18 protein-coding genes are annotated in these 22,375 nt (G+C 61.1%); 8 read left to right on the top strand and 10 right to left on the bottom strand.

Annotated features, from left to right (window positions below):
• Positions 1-16 precede the first annotated feature (16 nt).
• The 3 genes from KR767_RS19045 (at position 17) to KR767_RS19035 (ending at position 3,930) form a co-directional block, all read left to right on the top strand.
• Positions 17-550 (top strand): leucine-rich repeat domain-containing protein, encoded by a 534-nt coding sequence (locus tag KR767_RS19045; RefSeq protein WP_250877442.1) that lies wholly within the window; start codon positions 17-19, stop codon positions 548-550.
• Positions 551-581: 31 nt separating this feature from the next.
• Positions 582-1,598, top strand: coding sequence for a 6-bladed beta-propeller (locus tag KR767_RS19040; RefSeq protein ID WP_250877441.1), 1,017 nt, complete (start codon positions 582-584; stop codon positions 1,596-1,598).
• A gap of 139 nt (positions 1,599-1,737) precedes the next feature.
• Entirely contained in the window at positions 1,738-3,930 is a 2,193-nt protein-coding gene (locus tag KR767_RS19035; RefSeq protein ID WP_250877440.1) for an efflux RND transporter permease subunit, read from the top strand.
• Here the strand turns inward: KR767_RS19035 and KR767_RS19030 are convergent.
• The 3 genes from KR767_RS19030 to KR767_RS19020 are packed head-to-tail and all read right to left on the bottom strand — an operon-like array spanning position 3,927 to position 6,395.
• A complete protein-coding gene (locus KR767_RS19030; RefSeq protein ID WP_166949188.1) occupies positions 3,927-4,988 on the bottom strand; it encodes an ABC transporter substrate-binding protein in 1,062 nt (353 codons plus the stop codon). The genes KR767_RS19035 and KR767_RS19030 overlap by 4 nt on opposite strands.
• A 14-nt stretch (positions 4,989-5,002) precedes the next feature.
• A complete protein-coding gene (locus KR767_RS19025; protein WP_166949190.1) occupies positions 5,003-5,779 on the bottom strand; it encodes an ABC transporter ATP-binding protein in 777 nt (258 codons plus the stop codon).
• Entirely contained in the window at positions 5,769-6,395 is a 627-nt protein-coding gene (locus KR767_RS19020) for an ABC transporter permease (RefSeq protein WP_166949192.1), read from the bottom strand. The genes KR767_RS19025 and KR767_RS19020 overlap by 11 nt, the downstream gene beginning before the upstream one ends.
• 540 nt (positions 6,396-6,935) lie before the next feature.
• On the opposite strand from KR767_RS19020, the gene KR767_RS19015 reads away from it, so the two are divergent.
• From KR767_RS19015 to KR767_RS19000, 4 genes are all read left to right on the top strand, one after another.
• Positions 6,936-9,044 (top strand): catalase, encoded by a 2,109-nt coding sequence (locus KR767_RS19015; protein ID WP_250877439.1) that lies wholly within the window; start codon positions 6,936-6,938, stop codon positions 9,042-9,044.
• Positions 9,045-9,202: 158 nt separating this feature from the next.
• Positions 9,203-10,111, top strand: a complete 909-nt coding sequence (gene ku / locus KR767_RS19010; protein WP_250877438.1) for a non-homologous end joining protein Ku — start codon at positions 9,203-9,205, stop codon at positions 10,109-10,111.
• A gap of 19 nt (positions 10,112-10,130) precedes the next feature.
• Positions 10,131-12,611, top strand: coding sequence for a DNA ligase D (gene ligD, locus KR767_RS19005; protein ID WP_250877437.1), 2,481 nt, complete (start codon positions 10,131-10,133; stop codon positions 12,609-12,611).
• Positions 12,612-13,009: 398 nt separating this feature from the next.
• Positions 13,010-15,430 (top strand): TonB-dependent receptor, encoded by a 2,421-nt coding sequence (locus KR767_RS19000; protein WP_166949200.1) that lies wholly within the window; start codon positions 13,010-13,012, stop codon positions 15,428-15,430.
• Positions 15,431-15,552: 122 nt separating this feature from the next.
• Here KR767_RS19000 and ftrA read toward each other — a convergent pair whose 3' ends face one another.
• Positions 15,553-16,548, bottom strand: a complete 996-nt coding sequence (ftrA, locus tag KR767_RS18995; protein ID WP_250877436.1) for a transcriptional regulator FtrA — start codon at positions 16,546-16,548, stop codon at positions 15,553-15,555.
• A gap of 79 nt (positions 16,549-16,627) precedes the next feature.
• Between ftrA and KR767_RS18990 the strand changes: the two genes are divergently transcribed.
• The gene (locus KR767_RS18990) at positions 16,628-17,020 is read left to right on the top strand and encodes a rhodanese-like domain-containing protein (protein ID WP_166949204.1); all 393 of its coding nucleotides are present in this window, start codon (positions 16,628-16,630) and stop codon (positions 17,018-17,020) included.
• On the opposite strand, the gene KR767_RS18985 is transcribed toward KR767_RS18990, so the two are convergent.
• From KR767_RS18985 to cydB, 6 genes are all read right to left on the bottom strand, one after another.
• Positions 16,980-18,083: an alpha/beta fold hydrolase gene (locus KR767_RS18985; protein ID WP_250877435.1), complete on the bottom strand. Its 1,104-nt coding sequence runs from the start codon at positions 18,081-18,083 to the stop codon at positions 16,980-16,982. The two genes, KR767_RS18990 and KR767_RS18985, sit on opposite strands and share 41 nt — an antisense overlap.
• Positions 18,084-18,195: 112 nt before the next feature.
• Complete coding sequence (glgX, locus tag KR767_RS18980; RefSeq protein WP_250877434.1) at positions 18,196-20,313, bottom strand: glycogen debranching protein GlgX; 2,118 nt, start codon at positions 20,311-20,313, stop codon at positions 18,196-18,198.
• Positions 20,314-20,463: 150 nt separating this feature from the next.
• Positions 20,464-20,640 (bottom strand): CsbD family protein, encoded by a 177-nt coding sequence (locus KR767_RS18975; protein WP_166949210.1) that lies wholly within the window; start codon positions 20,638-20,640, stop codon positions 20,464-20,466.
• A 133-nt stretch (positions 20,641-20,773) separates the two neighbouring features.
• Complete coding sequence (locus KR767_RS18970; protein WP_166949211.1) at positions 20,774-21,139, bottom strand: hypothetical protein; 366 nt, start codon at positions 21,137-21,139, stop codon at positions 20,774-20,776.
• A 112-nt stretch (positions 21,140-21,251) separates the two neighbouring features.
• Positions 21,252-21,365 carry a DUF2474 family protein gene (locus KR767_RS21475; RefSeq protein WP_425602709.1) on the bottom strand — a complete coding sequence of 38 codons (114 nt, stop codon included), beginning with the start codon at positions 21,363-21,365 and terminating at the stop codon, positions 21,252-21,254.
• Positions 21,365-22,372 carry a cytochrome d ubiquinol oxidase subunit II gene (gene cydB / locus KR767_RS18965; protein WP_250877433.1) on the bottom strand — a complete coding sequence of 336 codons (1,008 nt, stop codon included), beginning with the start codon at positions 22,370-22,372 and terminating at the stop codon, positions 21,365-21,367. Before cydB ends, KR767_RS21475 begins: the two co-directional genes overlap by 1 nt.
• Between the last annotated feature and the right edge of the window lie 3 nt (positions 22,373-22,375).

Here is a 22,375-nt window from a genome sequence, read left to right as displayed (position 1 = left end):
GCGATGGATTGTCCTGATGCCGTGCCTGCTGCCCGCCGTGGTCGCGCAGGCCCGCGGATGTGCAGAGGTTTCTTCCGGGCGCAGCGACGCGGCACTGGCTGCCCTGCGGACGCAGGGTGCATCCATCGAGTATCGCGACGAGTCAGATGGCCCCGGTAAGCTGATGATAAGCACGGACGGGCGCTGGCAGGGTGGGGATACCGGGCTGGCCGCGCTGAAGGAGGTTGCCGGGCTATACAAGGTCAGGCTGGGCGCAAACGTCACGGACCAGGGGCTTGCCGAAGTGGCGCAGATCTGCGGCCTGTCGTCGCTCGACGTGCATTCCGTGGCGGTGACTGACGCAGGTGTCCGTCACCTTGCGCCGTTGACCGGATTGCGGCGACTCAACCTCACTTATACGAAGGTGAGCGATGAAGGACTGCGTACATTCGAGGGCTGGACCCGGCTCCAGTGGCTCGGCCTTTCCTATACGCGCGTGACACGTTCGGGCATCGAAGGCCTGAAACGCGTGCTGAAGCAGACGGTCATCGAAGGTAATCCGACTCATTAATCCGGCATCCCATAACGATGGAGGCAACGACATGGCAGGTCCTGTACGTGCGATGCGTAAAAAGGCGATCCGATTCCTTCCGTGGCTCGTTGCAGGCATGGCGTTCGCCATGGCGGTTCCTGTCGTGGCCGTGGCGGCGGACAAACCGATTCTGGAATACCTTTACGGCTGGGGGCAGCCCGGAACGGGCACCGGACAGTTCCGGGCCGTGCGTGGTATCGCAGCCTACGATCGCAAGAGTATCAACCGCACGCTAATCGTCGTGGCCGATGGGGGCAGGGACATGCTCCGCTCGTATACATGGGACATGATGTTTATCGACAAGTGGGGCGAGGCCGGCAAGGATGCGGGACAGTTCCACGAGCCGCGTGGCGTGGCGGTCGACCCGGAAGGCAATATCATCGTGGCGGATTCCGCCAATCATCGCATCCAGAAAACGGCGATCGGTACCACGACCTTTCTGGAGAGGCCTGGCCTTCCTGTGATGCAGTTCGGTTCCCACGGAACGGGTAACGGGCAGTTCGACATGCCGACCGGTGTCGCCGTCGATGGTGATGGAAACATCCTGGTGGCGGATACGCTCAATCATCGTATCCAGAAGTTCGATGCGAAAGGGAAATTTCTTGCCACCTGGGGCAGGCAAGGTAACGGAAATGGCATGCTGTTCATGCCGACTTACCTTGCCATTGACCGCGCCGGGCATGTCTATGTAGCCGATAGCGGGAACAATCGTATCCAGGTGTTCGATGCACAGGGGAAGTATCTCTCCTCAATCGGGTCGGTTGGCAAGGAGCCGGGTCATTTTGCCGAGCCGAAGGGCATTGCACTCGATGCAAAGGGTAACCTGTGGGTGGTCGACCGCCGCAATCACCGCCTGCAGGCCTTTGCTCCGGATGGCCGCTCCATGGGCACATTCGGGAAGCAGGGGCCTGGCAACGGGGAGTTCAACTTTCCCGAAGATCTTGCCTTCGATTCCAGCGGCCGCCTTTTCGTGACCGACGGCATGAACGGGCGTATCCAGGTGTTCAAGCCCGTGCAGATGAACTGAGGCGTCTGTGACACGGGAGTCCGCATCCGGCGCTTCCGGAACGGTCTACGCGCCGGTGCGGTTCGGCATTGAACGGTACCGGGTCGTTCTTCTGGCCGCGGGGCTGATTTTGCTCATGGCGTTACCTGGGCTGTGGCGTTTGGACCTTCGCCTTGACGGTCATGCCCTTGTCCCACCGGATGATCCGGCCGTCGCCATCGATGCCCAGATCAAGGAGCGTTTCTCCCAGGCGGATGCCATCGTCATATTCGTGGAGAGCCCCGGGCCGGAAGGAATTCTGAATACGGCATCACTGGCATTGGTCAGGAAAATCACGCTGGCCGTGCTCGACGAGCCGGATATTACTCGTCGTGACGTCAAGAGCCTTGCCACCGAGTCGCGCGATCGCGTCGCCTCGATGGACCTGTCGCCTTATCTTTCGACAGTGCCCGACACCGTCGCCGCCATGCAGGAACTGCGTGAGGATATCGAGGCAACGCCCATCCTCAAGGGAACGCTCGTGGCCCCCGACTATTCGGGGGCGAGCATTGTCGTACAGGTTCCCCGGGGTGCCGACCGGGATAGTTTCTACGACAGGATCCGGGCGATTGTTGCGTCCATGGACACGGGGCACGATCACTTGCACATCGTGGGTGCGCCGGTTGCCGAAAGCCAGCTTGGCAATCACCTGCTCACCGATCTGGCCCGGCAACTGCCGGTATGCGGCGCTCTGCTTGTATGGATACTGTGGCTCGCGTTCCGGCGTGCCGGCGCCATTGCCGTCGTTTTCGCCCAGGTGGGTGCCTGCCTCCTGCTGACGTTCGGGCTCATGGGGTGGTCGGGGACGCCGTTGTATATCACCACCGCCGTACTCCCCGTGATCCTCTGCACGATGGGTGTCGCCAGCGAAGTGCACATGCTCGTCGCGTTGCAGAGAGACATTCCCGGGTGTCGGCCGGCAGGTGATGCCGAACTGGCCCTGGCAGTGATGTCTCACGTGCAGCGGCCAGTGGCGATCACGGTACTGACGACGGCCATCGGCTTTGCCTCGTTTGTGCTTTCCGATCTGCCGCCCGTGGTTTCGTTCGGCGTGTGGGCCACCCTGGGTACATTGTTTTCATTGGCGTGGTCTCTTCTTGTGACGCCTGCGCTCTATCGTGCGCTGGGCGTCCGACACCTCGATCGCCGTCTTCCCGCGGTGTACATGGAAGGGGCGATGGGCTGGATCGACCGGTGTACCCATGCCCGCATGGCGCCCCTGTGGACACTGGCCGTTGGTCTCGTGCTCGCGCTGGGTGTACTCCGGCTCCAGGTCCAGGATGGCTGGATAAGCGGTTTTTCCCGGGCGAGTGCCTTCCACCAGAGTATGGAGCGCGTCAACCGGTCCATGCTGGGCACCCATCTGCTTCAGGTGGAGCTGGACTTCCCCGGGCATACGCAGGCCCTGCACGATCCCGGGGTCATCCAGGCCATCGGCAGGATGGAAGATGCCTTGCGAGTCACTGCGGGCGTGGGAGGGGTTACGGGTCCATATGGTCAGCTTTCAGGCGTGCGCTATCTCATGAATGGTCGCGCCGAAGGAAGCGACGTCGTTCGCGACGACCGTCGCGGCATACAGCGCCTGTGGCACCAGATGGGCGTCGGGCGCGGTGCGGACCGTCGCAGTGAAGTGGTCGACGAAGAAAGGCAGCGCGGCCTGCTTACCATCTATCTCAAGGATGCCAATTATCGCCAGACCGCCACCATCATGACGCATGCCGGCGAGCTGGCAGGTACGTTGCTGGCCCCTATGGGAGGAAAGATACGTTTCGGTGGCGATGTAGCGGTCAGTCAGGCAACCATCGCCGCCAACGTGCGGAGCCAGCTGGTTTCCGTGGGATCTGGAATCCTCGCGTTGTTTGTTTTCCTTCTTGTCATCTTACGTCGTGTATCCGCGGCATGCTTCGCCGTACTACCCGTGACGGTCGCTTGCCTGGCGGTGCTGGGCACGATGGGGTGGCTGGGCATCCCGGTGGGCGTCGCCACGTCCATGTTCATTTCCATCACGCTGGGAATCGGTATCGATTTCCCGCTGCATCTTCTGGAATACGCGGATCGCGAGCTCCGCCGTGGCGTGGCCGATCCCGTGGCAAGCGCACGACGTGCGGTCGGCCCAGCCATCATCATCGACAGTATCGTGGTGGGTGCGGGATTCGGGGTGCTCGTGTTTTCACAGGTGCCCGCGAACGTCAGGCTCGGTGCACTCGTCGCCATTTCGGTGCTGGCAAGCTGCGCCTGTACGCTCATGCTGGCGCGAGACAGGCGCTCTTATCGCGCACGCCAGCAGACGAGCGTGGCCATCGGTCCCGGCTAGTCCGCTGCAGGCGTCTGGTTGCGGGCCAGCTCCGGAACGATATCCCGCTGTGCGATATCCCTGGGGATAAAGCGGCGATCGAGCAGTTCTGAGAGCGGAACGGGTTTGTCCAGCATGCCTGTTTCCAGTGCCATGTCCTGGATCAGTTGCAGATCGGCATCCGAAGGAGAAAGCATCCGGTAACTCACGCGCCCGGGTGGGCTGGTAAGTACGTGGCGAACGATGGCTTCGTCCTGCCGGAAATAGGGTGATGCGACATGGGCGGCTTCCAGGCGGTGGGTTTCCGCCCATTCGCCGCTCTCGGCAATGCTTCTCACCAGGTTGGCGACGACGTTGGGTCGTTCGTGGATAAGGCGCTCGTGCACCACCAGTGCACACGAGATGAAGCCTGGCCAGATATCCTTCACGTGGTAAAGGATGCGGCCCTCGCCACTGAGCTCTGCCTTGGCGGGGAAGGGCTCGCCAACGAAATATGCATCAATGGCCTTTGCCGCCAGCGCACCTGGCATGTCGGGCGGAGGCAGTTCGACGAAATCGATCGACGCCGGATCGATACCGCGATCGACCATGAGTTTCCGTATCACGAGAAACTGATTGCTGTACTTGCTGGGAATTGCAAAGCGACGTCCCTTCAGATCCTCAAGTCCACGGATACTGAGGTCAGGTCGAACCATCACGGTGGAGCCATCGCGATGCCCCAGGTAGACGATCTTCACCGGCAATCCCTGTTCGCGAAGTTTCATGGCCAGGGGCACGGTCATGAACGTGGCCTCCAGGCGACCACTTTTCATGCTTTCGGCGACGGTGGGAAAGTCGTTGAAACGCTGGGCGTCGTAACGAAACTCCTTGCTCTTTCGCGATGCGTAGTCGGTGACAGGGCAGGTGAGGTGGCATGTCACCGGAAGGAACCCGACCGTGAGTTGTTCGCGAACGCGTTCAAGGTGCTCGCTATCGGATTCGGCGGCCCAGGCATGCCATGGTTCATATCGCATGACCGCGAGCGTACCGATGACGATGACGACCCCGGCAAGCCAGCGGGTGGCATAACGAGCGGCCATGTTGATGTCCTGGGCTATGAGAGGGCGATGGGGATACGGTCCGCATGGTCCGCGTGCGGACCCGTTGCCGTGAACGGGGTTTCGAGGTTGAGCAGGGACAGCAACCGGCCAACGGTGGCGACCACTTCCGGGTCGGTAACATGGCGCGGTCGAGGGCTTCGCATCCGGAGTTCATCCAGGATCGTCGTGGGGCGCCGGGTGAGAACCAGCACCCGGTCGGCCAGTTCGACCGCTTCCTCGACGTCATGGGTAACGAGCAGAACGGTGCGCGGCATGTTCTGCATCAGGCGGACGAACTCATGTCGCATGTGCAGCCGTGTCATGTAGTCCAGCGCTGAAAAGGGTTCGTCCAGCAGCAGGATGCGCGCCTGACTTACGAGGGCGCGAGCAAGCTCGGCCCGCTGACGCATGCCACCCGACACCTGGTAAGGGTAGTGATCGCGAAAGGTTTCCAGGCCAATCATGGCCAATGCTTCTTCGAGCGCGGAGGATCTTGCCTTGCTGTCGGTCAGGTGCCGCAGACCCAGATCGATGTTGCCGGCCATCGTCAGCCATGGAAGCAGGCCATCCTGTTGATAGACGGTCCGGGTGGGTCCTTCCCTGGATATCGTGCCGTTCGAAGGGTTCAGCGTGCCGGAGAGCAGATTGAGCAAGGTCGTCTTTCCGCAGCCCGAGGGGCCGACGATAGCCACGATCTCGTTGGGCGATACCTCCAGCTGGATATGGCGCAATACTTCTATGTTGCCGAAGGCATGAGAGCCTATCCGCGCATCAATCGATTTATCGGTCATATGCCCACCTCACGCCCGGGTGGCGGGCAAGCTGACGAAGAAGAACATCCAGCAGGGTACCGATGGCGCCGATAACGATCATGCCGGATACCAGCAGGTCCATTCGAAGGCCATTGCGTGCATCCCAGATCGCGAAACCCAGGCCATCGCGCCCTACGATCATTTCCGCCGCGACGACGATGACCCAGGCCAGGCCCGCCGTGATGCGCAAGGCGGTAATCAGCTGGGGCGCGACGGCGGGCAGGATCAGGGCCCAGAACATTTCCCGCTGCGAGAATCCGACGTCATTGCCGACCTTCAGATAGAGCGAGGGCACGTTCGCCACCGCGGCGGCCGCGGTGAGCACCATGGGGAAGAACGTTGTCATGAAGATGAGAAACACAGCCGGGGCATCGCCGATGCCAAACCAGAGAATCGCGAAGGGAATCCAGGCCAGCGGCGACAGGCTGCGAAAGAAATTCACTATCGGTAACAGTGCGCTGCGCACGCGCACCCTGGCACCGAGCCAGAGTCCGGCGGGTATGCCCAGTGCGACGGCCAGGGTGAATCCCGATATGACGCGAAACAGCGAAGCAATGAGATCGGTGAACAGCCGGCCCGTGGTGACCTCCTCCATGAATCCGCGGGCAACCGACCAGGGAGAGGGGAAAGCTGAGGGTGGAAAAAGGTTGGTCCATGAGACCAGTGCCCACAAGGCCACCAGGACCAGTGAAGTAAGCCAGGCGGACCAGGATCTGGTCGATGAGTCCTCATTCACGCGCAACGTCCCCTCTGGAATACGACTGACTGGCCTCGAATCGCATGAAATTACGAATCAAGGGCGAGCGAAAAGGTGCCGGGATCCCTTGGCCTGCGGGTTGATGCTCATCGGCTGGCGCTGCATCCCTGATGCGATGACTACCCGTGCGCGTCCCCACGCGCTTATCGGGCGAATCACAGTGTGGCAGGCAAAAAAGACGATGCCCCTGATTTGAATGTGCAATTTCGGCATGAGTCCCAACGCCATGGCGTTGGAGCCATCGACGAGCTGGATGTGATGGCGGCATGGACCGTTTCATGGCGATTATCGTAAGGGAACATGAAATCTGCACAGGTTGCACAGGGTATTGACGCCGTCCAGCGCATGGTCCCGGGGTCTACCAAGCAGAGGTTCGCCATGGTCAAGAAAGCCACGCCAGCGCCAGCGAAGGGGCTGGGTAAGTCCGCTCCGAAAACCTCAAGCGACCCACGGGGCGACGGTGACGAGCTTCACCAGCAAGCCGGTGGGAAGCACGAGCCGCTAACCACCAATGAAGGCGGCATCATCAGCGATAACCAGAACTCCCTGAAGGTGGGGGAGCGGGGCCCGGTGCTGCTGGAAGATTTCGTGCTCCGTGAAAAGATTACCCACTTCGACCATGAGCGGATTCCGGAGCGGATCGTGCATGCGAGGGGCTCAGCGGCACACGGATTCTTCGAACTGACCCGATCCCTGAAGAAACACACATCGGCGAGCATCCTGACCGAGGTTGGTGAGAAAACGCCGGTGTTCGTTCGTTTTTCGACCGTGGCGGGCGGCGCGGGTTCGGTGGATACCCCGCGCGACGTGCGTGGCTTTGCCGTGAAGTTCTATACCCGGGAAGGCAACTGGGATCTCGTTGGCAACAACATTCCCGTGTTCTTCATCCAGGACGCCATCAAGTTTCCCGATCTGGTCCATGCGGTAAAGATCGAGCCCGATCGTGGGTTCCCCCAGGCCGCCACGGCCCATGACACCTTCTGGGACTTCATCTCCCTTACACCCGAATCCATTCACATGATCATGTGGGCCATGTCGGACCGGACGATTCCCCGTTCGTTACGGATGATGGAAGGCTTCGGTGTCCATACGTTCCGGCTGGTGAATGCAGAGGGCAAGAGCACCTTCGTGAAGTTCCACTGGCGGCCGAAGCTGGGGCTTCAGTCCACGGTGTGGGACGAGGCGGTGAAGCTGGCAGGTGCCGACCCTGACTTTCATCGCCGGGATCTTTTCGAAGCCATTCAAGGCGGCAATCACCCGGAATGGGAACTGGGCGTGCAGTTGTTCACAGAAGAAGAGGCCGAACGCTTCCCCTTCGACCATCTGGACGCGACGAAGCTCATTCCCGAAGAACTAGTGCCCCTGAAAGTCATCGGCCGCATGGTGCTTGATCGCTGGCCGGATAATTTCTTCGCGGAAACCGAGCAGGTGGCGTTCTGCCCCTCGCATATCGTTCCCGGCATCGATTTCAGCAACGATCCGCTGTTGCAGGGCAGGTTGTTCTCGTACCTGGATACCCAGCTTTCCCGCCTGGGTTCTCCCAATTTCGCCCAGTTGCCGATCAATGCACCCAAGTGCCCCTTTGCGAATCACCAGCGCGATGGTCATATGCAGCGGGATGTTCCGAAGGGGCGGGTCGCCTACGAGCCCAGCTCCCTCCAGGCGGATTCCTCCCGTGAAGATGCAAAGCGTGGCTTCCGCAGCTTCCCGGCCAGGGAGGAAGGGAGCCGCAGTCGTATTCGTCCGGAGAGCTTTGCCGATCACTACAGCCAGGCCCGGCTGTTCTTCCGTAGCCAGACCGCCTTCGAACAGGCGCATATGGCCTCGGCGCTGGTCTTCGAACTGTCCAAGGTCGAGACGCCTCATGTCCGTGAAGCCGTGGTAGGCCACCTTCGCCACGTTGACGAAGCACTGGCACGCCGAGTGGCCGATGGCCTGGCCCTGGACAGCCTGCCTCCGGCGCCCGCGGCGAAGGTGCCGCCTGTCGACATGCCGCCGTCACCGGCCTTGCAGATCATCGGCAAGATGAAGAAAACGCTGGAGGGGCGTGTCGTGGGGATCCTGGTGAGTGACGGTTCCGATGGCGCCGCCGTGAACAAGGTCAGGAAGGCAGCGGAGGCGGCGGGTGCTGTGGTGAAGATCGTGGCGCCGAAACTGGGTGGGGCAAAGCTGTCCGACGGCAAGAAACTTGCTGCCGATGGCCAGTTGGCAGGCACGCCTTCCATCGTTTTCGACGCCGTGGCCGTGATTCTTTCGGCCGATGGCGTAGCGGAACTGGAGAATGAATCCGCCGCGATCGACTTCATGCGCGATGCGTTCGGACATCTGAAGGCCATGGTGGTCGATGCGGGTGGTCGCCGCTTGCTGGAAGCAGCCGGGGTCAAGCCGGATGATGGCGTCTTTGCATCCAGTGCGATCGATGCCTTCGTGAATGGTGCGAAGACGCGATTCTTCGCCCGGGAAGCCAAGGTGCGCATGCTGGCGTAAGTTACATCTGGCCTGCGCGACGAGGGGCGGCCTTTGGCGGTCGCCTCTCGTTCTGGCCCTTCCCGCGGCTACGTTGACCTTGCGTGGACAAACTGCCCACGTAGGCACCCCTACGCTGCGTCCTTGCCATGGCAGATCCGCTGCCTGGGAGGAACGACATGGCCCGTCCCATCTGGACCGGAACGCTCTCGTTCGGGCTACTCAATGTGCCCGTCTCGCTGTTGCCCGGCGAACGATCCGTCGACTTGCATTTCCGGATGCTCGACAGCCGCAGCAAGACGCCTATCCGCTATGAGCGGGTCAACGCGGAGACGGGTGAGGAAGTGCCCTGGAAGGACATCGTCAAGGCCTTCGAGTACAAGAAAGGCAGCTACGTCGTACTGAAGCCCGAGGATCTTCGTTCGGCGTCTTCCGAGGGCAAGGAAGCGGTCGAAGTCGAGGCGTTCGTGGACCAGGATGCCATTGGCCCCGAATATTTCGAGAAGCCGTACTACCTCGTGCCCGGCAAGAAGGCCGAAAAGGGCTATGTCCTGTTTCGCGAAACCCTGAAAAAGACCGGCAAGATCGGCATCGCCCGGGTGGTGATCCGCACGCGCGAATACCTGTCCGCCGTGGTGCCAAAGGACAATGCGCTGGTACTCATCCTGTTGCGCTACGAACAGGAGCTGGTCGATCCGGAGGAATACGCCATCCCGGACAAGAAGCCCGCTGCCTATCGAATTTCCACCAAGGAAATGGACATGGCACAGAAGCTGGTTGAGTCGATGGCGGAAGACTGGAAGCCGGGTAGCTATCGGGATGATTTCAGGGATCGGCTGCGCAAGGTCATCGATAAACGGATCAAGACCCGGGGCGGCGTGGTGGAGAAGGAGGAAGAGGCGGCATTGCCCGGGAATGCCGCGACCAACGTGGTCGATTTCATGGCGCTGCTTCAGAAGAGCCTGGGTGGAAAGACGGGCAGCAGCCCGAAGAAGACCACTTCGGGAAAAGCCACGAGGTCACGTCGGAGTCCGGGACGGGCATCACCGGCGAAAACGGCGAAGCGCAAGAGCCGGGTGTCGTCCTAGCGACGAATGAGGCACACGCATGAGCCTGCACGAATACCGTCGCAAGCGTGACTTCGACCGCACGAATGAACCTGGGCCAGACCGTGCTGGTGGTCGCGGTCACAGGGCGATCTTCGTCGTCCAGCTGCATCATGCATCGACGCGTCATTTCGATTTTCGCTTGCAGTTGGGCGACGCGCTTAAAAGCTGGGCGGTGCCCAAGGGGCCAAGCTTCGACCCTGCCGTGAAACGCCTGGCCGTGGAAGTGGAAGACCACCCGGTGCCCTATGCCGACTTCGAAGGCGATATCGATGAGGGCTACGGCAAGGGGCATGTCGATATCTTCGACAAAGGCGTCTGGACTTCGCCCGGCGATGTCGAAGCCCAGCTCGCGAAGGGGCACCTGACCTTCGAGCTGTTTGGTGAGCGACTCAAAGGCGGCTGGCACCTCGTCCGCAGCAGTAAACGCGAACGCCAGCCCGCCTGGTTCCTGATCAAGGCCGATGATGCTTTTGCCAGCGACCTTGAGGCCGATGACCTGCTCGATGGCAGGATGCGGGCGAGCACGAAGCGTGCCGGGAAGGGCAGGGAGGCCGTTCGCAGAAGCACAAAGACATCCAGGCTGCCTCGAAAGCAGGGTTCATGGAATGCGCTGGCCAGGGAACTGGACGTGCTCGACGGCGCCAGGGATGCTGCGCCATCGGCCCGGTTCCTGGCGCCGCAACTGACCCGCCTGCGGGATGCACCTCCGCAAGGCGATGGCTGGATTCACGAGGTGAAGTGGGATGGATATCGCCTGACAGCCACGGTGGTCGACGGTCGTGTCGCCGTCTGGTCACGCAACGGCCTTTTCTGGAATGAGCGCGTGCCGGAGATCGTCCAGGCCATCGAGGCCCTTGGTTTGTCCAGCGCACGGTTCGACGGTGAGCTGGTGGCATTCGACGCGAAGGGCCGAAGCGACTTCAATGCTCTTCAGAAGACTCTCGCCGGGGAAGGCCAGGCACCGCTAGCCTATGTGATGTTCGATATGCCCTATCTGCTGGGGAAGGATCTCGCATATGTTCCCCTGATCCAGCGCAAGGCGCTCCTGGAACGGGTGCTCGAACATGCGCCAGCGCAGCTCAGGTATAGCAGCCATCATGCCGGCGATGGGCCTGCGGTCTTCGACCAAGCCATCGCTCACCAACTGGAAGGCATCATTTCCAAGCGGGCTGAGGGAATCTACGATCCGGGGGGCCGTGATGACTGGCTCAAGATCAAGCGACTGGAAAGCGACGAATTTGCCGTGGTCGGATTCACGCGTGCCAAAGGCTCCCGTCTCGCGCTGGGTTCGTTGCTGCTGGCAAAACCGGGAGAAGGAAAGCGCTGGAACTACGTGGGACGCGTAGGCACCGGCTTTTCCGACGATCTATTGCGCGAGCTGGGCAGGGATTTCGCAAGGAAAGGACATGAAACGCCGCCGGTTCCATTGGATGGCGTCGATCCCCTGCTTCAGGGTGAGCAGTGGGTCAAGCCTGCCGTGGTGGCCGAAGTGTTCTTCCGTGGCTATAGCGGCGGTGGCCTGCTTCGCCAGGCGAGCCTCAAGGCGCTGCGATTCGACAAGTCGCCCGACGACCTGCAAACGACCGATGCCGCGGAGGACACACCCATGATCGCCATCACGCATCCCGGGCGCCTTGTGTATCCCGACGATGGCATCACGAAGCAGCAGGTGGTCGATTACTACCGGGCAGTGATGGATTGGATACTGCCGCCCATCGTGGATCGGCCACTTTCTGTCGTGCGCTGTCCCGATGGTATCGATGGCGCCACGTTCTTCCAGAAGCACGCACTTTCAGGCCTGAAGCGCGCGGGGCTTACCCGGATCGCCGAGAAGAAAGGCGGCCACGCGGAATATCTCTATCCGCAGGATGCCGAGGGGTTGATCGAGCTGGTGCAGTTCGGTGCCGTGGAATTCCATCCCTGGGGAGCGCACATTGCCGATCCGGATCGGGCCGATCGCATCGTCTTCGATCTGGATCCGGGCGATGGCGTGGCCTGGGGAAGGGTGGTGGAGGCGGCCCGCACGGTGCGTTCGCTGCTCGATGCACTCGGCCTGGTGTCGTTCGTGCGCACTTCGGGTGGCAAGGGACTGCATGTTGTCGTTCCACTGAAACCGGCCTCGGACTGGGATACCGTCAAGCTGTTTGCCAGAGGCTTCGCCGAAGCCATGGCAGGCACCCAGCCTACGGAGTTCGTCGCGACAGCGACCAAGTCGCTACGCAAGGGAAAAATCTATATCGATTACCTGAGGAATGGTCGGGGCGCCACGGCAATCGCGTCGTACTCCTTGAGAGCTCGTGCCGGAGCGCCGGTTGCAACACCGCTTCGCTGGGATGAACTGGGCAAGCTGCGCTCGGGAAGTGATTTCGATATTCATTCCATGCCGAAGCGGCTTGCCCGACTCAAGAGCGACCCGTGGAGTGCGATAGATGAAGTGAGGCAAAGCCTGGATGACGTGGGTCGCCGTTTTCATCGGTAGCTCGACGCATGTAAGTCCCCTGCAAAAGCCACGCGCAGCGGCATCTTCGTGATCGATCGGAAACATTTTTGTAAAAAATCTATGCAACGCTTGAACCGTTGAGTATTGTCACGCGGCAACCACTGCGTGATTCAACGATAACTCGCGGTTTTCATAAGTTCGCTCGATCTTTACTGGTCGGGCTTTTTTTACGCCCGGAGGAAACGCGTAAATTTACGTTAAATAGCAATCTCATGCGTTGACGGTCAATTAAATGCGTTTTTGATCAGGTAATTGCGCACTGACTCTCGCGTTATCGAAAAGCGTTTCGAACGCGACACCCGAATTCACAAAACTGCTCGCTGCCTGCTTCATGCAGGCGGCTGATCACCCGCTTTGCTCCTGTGGAATTGATAGAGATGAAAAGAAACCACCTTTATATGGCGATTGCCGTCGTTTTCTGTATGACCGCTGGTTCTGCGGTAGCGCAGGACGCCAACAACCCGGCGAATCAGTCGACCACCAACAAGGATGCGGGTGCTCAGCGTTCGAGTGCGTCAAGCACGTCCAATACCACCACCTCCAACGACACCAAGCGCGTCCAGCAGATGAATGCCGTGACCGTGCAAGCCGACAATCTTTCGCTGGCCGGCGGCCTGATGTCGGTGCAGACGGCACCGAAGGCCGTGTCGACCATCACCCGTGATGCAATCCAGAAGGCTTCGCCGGGCGCAAACTTCACGCAGATGATCGGCAGCATCCCGGGCGTGAATGCCGCCACCGATGACGTCACGGGCCTGGCCAACGGCCACTACAGCATCCGTGGCTTCGACTCGTCGGACATCGGCATGACCGTCAACGGCGCGCCCATCACCGATACGGGCAGCTACTCGGTGTATGCCACCGAGTACGGCGACACGGAGAACATGGGCGACATCACCGTGCTGCAGGGCATTCCCGATGTGGACATGCCGGACTCGGGCGCCAGCGGCGGCCATATCGGCTGGGCCACCATCGACCCGTCGCACCAGGCGGGCGTGGACTTCACCCAGACCGTCGGCAGCAATGACTACCGCCGTACCTTCATCCGCCTCAACACGGGCGATACCGGCCCGGTGCGTTCCTGGATTTCCTACTCCGACAACAGCGCCGACAAGTGGCGCGGTCAGGGCGACATGAACGTGACCAAGGTCGAGGGCAAGTCGATCTGGACCATCGACGACAACAACTCCATCAGCGCGTCGCTGCAGTACAACCGCGAAAACAACATCAACTATCGTTCGCTGACCAAGGCCCAGGTTGCCCAGAACGGCTACCACTACGATTACAACCCGACCTGGCTGCCGGGCTCGTCGCCGGCGGCCATCAGCAACAACACCTTCTATTACGGCCTGCGCACCAATCCGTTCTCCAGCTACCTGGCCAGCCTGGACGGCGAGTTCAAGCTGTCCGACAGCCTGCGCCTGTCCGTGATTCCGTACTTCTGGTACGGCAGCGGCGGCGGTGGCGCCGGTGCGACGGTGAACGAAAGCACCTCGCCCCTGGATCGCTTCGGCTACGCCAACCAGGACGTCAATGGCGATGGCCGCGTGACCAACAACACCAGCGGCGTGGTGTACTCCTACTCAGCCGCCACCACCTTCCGTCCGGGCGTGATCGCCAAGTTCAACCAGGACTTCGGCCTGGATAACAGCCTGGAATACGGCTTCTGGTACGAGCGCTCGCGCAAGAGCCAGTCCGATCTTTATGGCTCTGTGGATAGCCAGGGCAATCCGGGCGACATCTGGGGCAATTCGAACTTCATCGAGTACCCCAATGGCGTGCCGCAGAAGGTATATGACGAATACACCACGACCGAAATCAAGAAGGGTTTCGTCACCGACAACTGGACCCCGAACGACCAGTGGACCTTCACGGCCGGCCTGAGCTACCTGTGGGAAAACCGCACGGGCTACGTGTGGGAGTATCCGGGTTCCACGGCAGGCTCCCTTACCAAGCAGCAGAACTATAGCAACGTGGACAAGAGCTGGAACAAGCTCCTGCCCACGGCCGGCATCAAGTTCCAGCTTGACGACCGCAACCAGTTCTACATCGGCAGCGGCAAGACCTTCCGCGCACCGCCCAATACGGTGGCCCTGCTCAACACGCTGGATAACCAGCAGAAGGCCAATGCCCCGGAAACGGCCTGGAACACCGACATCGGTTACCGCTTCTACGGTGATGCGCTTTCGGTCAGCGCCGACGTTTATCACAGCAACTACAACAACAAGCAGGAAAGCGCGTTCGACGAGACCACCGGCTACACCTTCTACACGTCGATCCATCGCATGAGCATGGATGGTTTCAACGGCGAGGTGAGCTACAAGCTGGCGAAGGACTGGACGGCGTACGCTTCCTACACCTACACCCGCGCCAAGATCGTCGGCGATATCAACGGCGGCAGCGGCGATGGCATCTATCCGACCGACGGCAAGACCATGCCGGATACCGCCCGCAACATCGGCAACCTCAGCCTGGCCTACGACGACGGCAGCCATCTGTGGGCCACGCTGAGCGCGCGCGTCACCAGCTCGCTCTATGGCGACTACATGAATACCGAGCGTGTCGGCGGCTTCACCAATTTCAGCCTGGATGCGGGTTACCGCTTCAATAACTGGGACTGGCTGAAGAGCCCCTACATCAAGTTCAACGTAAGCAACATCACCGACCACAAGGCGTTCTCGTACGTCAGCTCGTCGCAGTTCCTCGCCACCCCGGAAGGCAAGCTGTACAGCAGCTCGCCCACCTACGGCCTGCTGCAGCCGCGCGCGTTCATGGTGACCTTCGGCGCTTCGCTGTAATCCCCGATCACCGCCCGAACCAGAACCGGCCCCTCACGGGGCCGGTTCTTTTTGTGCCCTTGCAGGAGCGCGCCTGCGCGCGACCGTTCTTTCGTAATACCCCGGCACCAACATCCCTCTACCTACGCACCATGAAACACCCCGAATCGCTCCCGATAGCGTGCCGGGCTCAGCTGCATATGCTGTCGAAAATGATGTCGGAGCGTATCGGCACTACCAAAACCACACGCCTGAGCTATCTGATCGACGCTCAGGTCGCCACCTTCCAATAACTGGCGGGCCCGGCTCAGGCGTTCCTGTGTAATCCATTGCTTGGGTGAACAACCCGTGGCCTCTTCAAAGCGGCGAAGCAGCGTGCGCTCGCTCATATGAGCGCGATCGGCAAGTACAGAGATGGTAAGAGTTTCATCAAGATGCTTGCGCATCCAGCCGAGCAACTTGCTCAGCCCGTCCCCATGCATCGGTACGGGTGTCTGGATGAACTGAGCCTGCCCCCCGTCACGGTGGGCGGGTACGACGGCACGCCGGGCCACGGAGTTGGCGACATCGGGGCCGTAGTCTCGCCGGATCAGGTGCAGGGACAGATCAAGCGCTGCGGCGCTCCCCGCCGAAGTCAACAGCTGGCCTTCGTCGACATAGAGCACGTCAGGCTCGACGCGGATGGATGGATAGCGTTGTGCAAGGGCATCGGCATACCGCCAATGGGTGGTTGCGCGAAGGCCATCAAGCAACCCGCTTGCCGCAAGCACGAACACACCCGAGCAGTATGACAACAGGCGGGCTCCACGATCGTGGGCGTTTCGCAGCGCCTGGAGCAGTGGGGTAGGCGGGATGGCGTCCATGCCACGCCAGCCCGGGACGATGATGGTGCCGGCGTTCTTCAGCCGGTCGAGCCCTGCCTCCGCCGTGACCTGCAGGCCGCTGGCGGCGCGCATGGGCCCCTGGTCTACGGCACACACTTCGAAGTTGTACCAGTCCGGCAGCTCGGGGCGCGCCAGGCCGAACATTTCCACGGCGATGCCGAATTCGAAGGCGCATAGCCCGTCGTACACGAGGGCGGCCACGTTCCGGTTGGGTGGTCCGGGGATCGAGCGGCGGCGTTTTGGCGGATTCTTCATGGTGGGAGTCATTCTTGCCAGTAACACCCAGGTGGCGCCAGTGCCGACACTGGTATCACCTTCCTGCAGGAGCCTGCCGATGAGTACCGTCGTTCAACGTTTCCCCGCCGCCGCCAGCCAGGATGCCCTGGCCCATTTCGAGGCCCGCCTGGGATTCGAGACCGATTGCGCCGATGTCTGGTATGCAACGAACCGCGAAGCCAGGGATTTTGTCCTGCTCGATGTACGCACGCCGACACTCTATGCGGCAGGTCATGTACCCGGCGCCATCAATCTGCCCGCTCATACGGTGACGGAACAACGCATGGCGGAATATCCCGCTGACACCCTGTTCGTCGTTTACTGCGCCGGGCCGCACTGCAACGGTGCCAACAAGGCGGCGATAAAGCTTGCCAGGCTGGGAAGGCCGGTTAAGGAGATGATTGGTGGCATCACCGGATGGATCGACGAGGGATTCGGACTGGAGCGCTGAGATGCCCGTCAAGGTCGATATCCGACGACGCCTGCCTCAGTACGTCCTTGATGGCGGTAATGACGGCACCGGGTTGGTCGAGCTGGATGTAATGCCCGGTATTGGCGATATTGCGATTCTGTCCCCGGGTGGACCGCGATGCGAGTTCCTCGTGCATGTCGATCCAGTTGCGTCGCAGGGTGTCCCGTGATTCCTTCGTCTCGTTTGGCCCCAGTGGGATATTGGCATCGTTGCCCATGGTCCGGGTGAGAACGATGATGGGCATGTCACCGAAGGTGCGGTGTGCAGCGCGGACCTGATCCTCGCTGGCGCCGCCCCGGACACTTTTCAGCTCGGAAGTAACGGCCTTCTGGTAGGCGGGCCGGGCGTGTTGTATGTCATGCACTGCATTGATCGCGCTCGACATGGCAGGATCGGTCTTGCCGATGCACTTCCGGTAAAGCTCGGATTCCTTGTCGAACCCTGTCTCTGCCTGCTTTATGCAGGCTTCGTGCTGGGCAATGAAGGGGGCGAGAACGTCCTTGTCGTAATTCCTGAAAGCCTGGCGCATGGCCGTGGCCTGAAGTTCATTGGCCGGGTCCACCGACACCATGCCCACCACGTCGGAAGGATAGCGGCTCGCGAAAAGAAGCATGTTGAGGCCACCATAGGAGTGACCTACCAATACATAGGGGCCACGGACATCAGCCTTGGCCAGAAGCTTATGCAAATCGTCGACGATGTTTGCGCTGGTACTGGGTCGCGATGCAGGGTCGCTGAAACCGATGCCTGCCCGATCGTAGGAGCACGTGCGTGTCAGCCGTGATATTTCCGGCTGAACCAGGCCCCACGTGCTGGTTTCGTCACCCAGGCCAGCATCGAAGATGACCGTAGGTGACCCTGAGCCCGTGCAGAAAAGGTTCAAGCTCCGGCCCGGCTCTATCTGGATACGCTGCTGCGCCTGTGTGTATCGACTATCGTCGATGACGTGGGGTTTTGTCATCGGCGCGTCCTGCGCTGCTATCGATGTCGAAGACGCGATGAGCAGCGCAACAAGCCCACAGGTTCTGTGGCGTATCTGCATGAAAGCCTCCCGCCCCTGGACGCTCATGACGTCGCTCGGCCCGACGATTCAGGCCTTTACTCAGGTTCTCCGCAGCGTAGTCGGGGTTGTCGCATCCTTCTTATGCTTGAAGTCACGACAGGCCATTGGTCATGACCACGATGGACCGGGGAGGGCAGATGAATTCACCACCCTTTTCCGCCGTTACACCCTTTTCCAGCTCGGGTGCCGACGACAGTACGACCGACCAGGAGGCGGCGAAGTCACCTTCAGGTAGCCGGAAGGCCACACCTTCGGACCATGCATTCACGAGCAGCAGGAGGCTTGCATCGCTTCCCTGGCGGCGCACACCGCTTTGCTGGGCACGCCCCTCCATGATCACGGCTATCGAGCGGGCGCCCGGGTCGGTCCAGTGCGCTTCGGTCGCCTCCTGTCCGTCAGGCGCGAGCCAGACCAGGTCGCGAATGCCTGTCTCCTGTTCATACCTGCCGTCCAGAAACCGGCCCCTGCGCAGGAGGGGAAATGCTTTTCTCAAGGCGACCAGTTCACGGACAAATTCGCTCAGTCGCCCTTCGGTGGGATCGCGCTGCCAGTCGATCCATGCAATATCGCTATCCTGGCCATAGGTGTTGTTGTTGCCGCCTTGCGTCTGCGCACGTTCGTCGCCAGCCAGCAGCATGGGCGTTCCCTTGGAAAGGAACAACGTGGCCAGCAGGTTGCGCATCTGTCGCTCGCGCAGGGCGAGAATGCCCGCGTCATCGGTATCACCCTCGACACCGCAGTTCCACGAATGGTTGTTGTCCGAACCATCGCGATTGTCTTCGCCGTTGGCTTCGTTGTGTTTGCCGTCGTAACTCACCAGGTCGTGCAGCGTGAAACCATCGTGCGCCGTGATGAAGTTGACGCTGGCCCAGGGCCGGCGACCTCGCTTGTCGAAGAAATCGGCCGATCCGGTAAGCCGCTTGCCGACGTCGGGAAGCTTGCCCTCGTCGCCTTTCCAGAAGGCACGGACATCGTCACGGAAACGGTCGTTCCATTCGGCCCAGCCGGGAGGGAAGTGTCCCACCTGATAGCCGCCCGGGCCGCAGTCCCATGGCTCGGCGATCATCTTGACGCTTGCCAGCAAGGGATCTTGTGCAACGGCATCGAGAATTCCGCCACGCTGGTCGAAGCCGGTGGGCTCGCGCCCGAGGATGGTGGCCAGATCGAACCGGAAGCCATCCACATGCATGTCCGACACCCAGTAGCGCAGCGAATCCATCACCATCTGGATCACTCGCGGGTGGCTTACGTTGAGCGTGTTTCCTGTCCCGGTGTCGTTGATGTAGAAGCGGGGATCTTCGACCAGGCGGTAATAGGACAGGTTGTCGATGCCTCGGAACGAGAGGGTGGGCCCCAGCTCGCTTCCTTCGGCCGTGTGGTTGTAGACCACATCCAGCAGCACCTCCAGGCCAGCCTTGTGCATGGCCTTGACCAGGTCACGGAACTCGTCGCGATGCCCATTGGACAGATACCGGCGCTTGATCGCGAAAAAACCGAGGGTGTTGTAGCCCCAGTAATTCCGGCGATCAGCCTCCAGCAGGTGGCGGTCGTCCAGATAGGCATGCATGGGCAGCAGCTCCACGGCCGTGATGCCCAGGCCGCGGATCTGCTCCAGGACAGCTGGCGAGGCCAGGCCCGCGCACGTGCCACGCAGGGCATCGGACACGTCGGGGTGCTTCATCGTGTAGCCCCTGACATGGGTCTCCATGATGATGGTCTCGTCCCAGGGGAGCATCGGGCGTTCGTCACCATCCCAGTCGTACGCCTCGTCGACCACCACGGCCTTCGGGACGAAAGGCGCGCTGTCGCGCTCATCGAAGCTCAGGTCCTTGTCGGGATGGCCCACCGTGTAACCGTAGAGCTCGTCGCACCAGGTCAGCTCGCCGGCGAGTTCCCGGGCATACGGATCGATCAGGAGCTTGTTGGGGTTGAACCGATGCCCTTGCTCCGGCTCATACGGGCCATGGACACGATAGCCATACAACTGTCCAGGCCGGACACCGGGCAGATAACCATGCCAGATCTCGTCGGTGTACTCGGGAAGTTCGATCCGGGTCTCCTTGCCGTCGTCATCGAACAGGCAAAGCTCGACCCGGGTAGCGTGGGCGGAAAACAGGGCGAAGTTGGTGCCCTCACCATCGAAGCAGGCGCCGCGCGGAAAGGGACGGCCCTCGGTGACGGGGGCGGTTTGCGTGGGAGGCGTGCTCATCGAAAATAGTGCCCTGGTGGAAGAATCGGGAGAATCGGGTCGTCGCCGTGCAGGAAGCGTCGAGGCTGGATGCCTGACAGGATGACGGCGGCGGATAAACCAAGGGAGCGCCCCATGGGCGCTCCCTTGCATGACCGCGATGGCGAAGGGTCAGCGACCCTTGCGTGCCTCGTCGGCGGCCTTGCCTACTTCTTTCTGGACCTTTCCGGCGTTCTTTTCGAGGTTGCCCGCGACTTCCTTGGTCTTGTTGCCCGTAACCTTGCCCACGACTTCCTTCACGGCGCCCTTGACCTCGTGCTTGGTGCCTTCGGTGCGGTTCTTATCCATGGAAGATCCTCTGTGATAGGTGGAACCGACTTTGCAGGTCGAGACCAGGGCCAGAACGTGCATCCCGCATGAAGACCCGCTTCACGTAGCAGGGCCGTTCAGTCACTATCGATGGTGGGCCCAGAGGATCAGCTTAGCGTCCGGGCCTCGTTCCGGAGTCCACCGGAGTGCATTTGGGCGGCGTGTATATCGCCTCTTCGCCCGCCATGCCGGGGAACATCTGGGACGTACAGTCGAAAGCACTCCCGTCCCGCTTCTTGATGGCGCGATAGTGCAGTGTCTGGGGACGTATGCTGCCGGGGGCGTCGCTTTCCACATCGACAAACGTAAGCTCGGACGAGGAATGAACGCCGAGCGCATCCACCGTCTTGATCTGCAAGGGCCCGGGAATCGGATCGAGGGAGGTTATCGTGGCGCACCCGCTTAAATAAAGCGGAATGCAGAAAAACAGCCACTTCGTCTTCGCCATGGCTTTTCTGGAAATCTCGATCGGAAACATGCGACATGACCTTCATGGCGGGATAGATGCGTTAGCGTCGGTCTTTTGGCATTAGCGAAACGTCAAGGCCGTATGCCGGGCAGACACCTGCCCACGGAATCGTCAGGGGTGATCATCGGGGCATCAGCAGTCTGAAAAGCAGAGCTACCGCACCGACTGCCACTACGCCTGCCACATAGAGCCCGATGAACCATCGGGCTCGCCGCCATCTGGATGGTGTTGGCATCAGTGATACCCCGCGTCGTCGTGCCGGACCTTTCCACGGAAGATCCAGTAGGAAAGGGCGGTGTATGACAGGATCACCGGGATGATGACGGCCGCACCGATCAGTGTGAACACCTGGCTGGATCTTGGTGCCGAAGCGGACCAGACGTCCAGCGAAGGAGGAATCAGGTTCGGGAAGATGCTGACGATGAGGCCGGTGTAACCCAGAAATACGATGGCCAGGGTGAGCAGGAAAGGCGCTCGCTCGCTTCCCCGGCGAAGGCTTATGAAGATGCCTGCGACGGTGGCGAGGACCAGCGCGGGCACCGGCATGAAGAAAAACAGGTTGGGAAGGGCGAACCAGCGGGCGGCCACGGCCGGCTGGCCGATGACGGTCCAGATACTGATGGCCCCGATAAGTGCTGCCAGCAGCGCGGCCAGTGGGCGCATGAGCAACGCCATTCGCCGGTGAAGCTCGCCATCGGTCTTCATGATCAGCCACCCGCACGCCAGCGTGGCGTAGGTGACCAGCAGGCCCAGGCCGGTGAACAGGCTGAACGGATTGACCCAGTCAAACGGGCCGCCCGCGTATCTGCCGTCCGCGATGGGAATACCCTGCAGCAAGGTGCCGAGAATCACGCCCTGGAAGAACGTGGCGGCTGCAGAGCCCGCGATGAAGGCCATATCCCAAAGGTGCTGCGTGCGCCGGGCCTTGGCACGAATCTCGAAGGCCACCCCTCGAAAGATCAGGCCGCATAGCATCCCGACGACGGGAAGATAAGTTGCCGATAGCAGTACGGCATACGCCACGGGAAACACGGCGTAGAGACAGGCACCACCCAGCACCAGCCAGGTTTCATTGCCGTCCCACACCGGCGCGACGGTGTTGAGCATGACCTGCCGCTCTCCCTGACGATTGAAGAGGGGAAACAGCAGGCCGATGCCCAGGTCGAAGCCATCGAGCACCACATACAGAAACACACCGAAAGCGATGATGGCGCCCCAGACCATGGGCAGATCGATAGACATGGG

Source organism: Luteibacter anthropi, from assembly GCF_023699965.1.
In the GTDB taxonomy this organism is placed as follows: Bacteria; Pseudomonadota; Gammaproteobacteria; order Xanthomonadales; family Rhodanobacteraceae; genus Luteibacter; species Luteibacter anthropi.
This window is presented reverse-complemented; position numbering and strand designations above follow the sequence as displayed.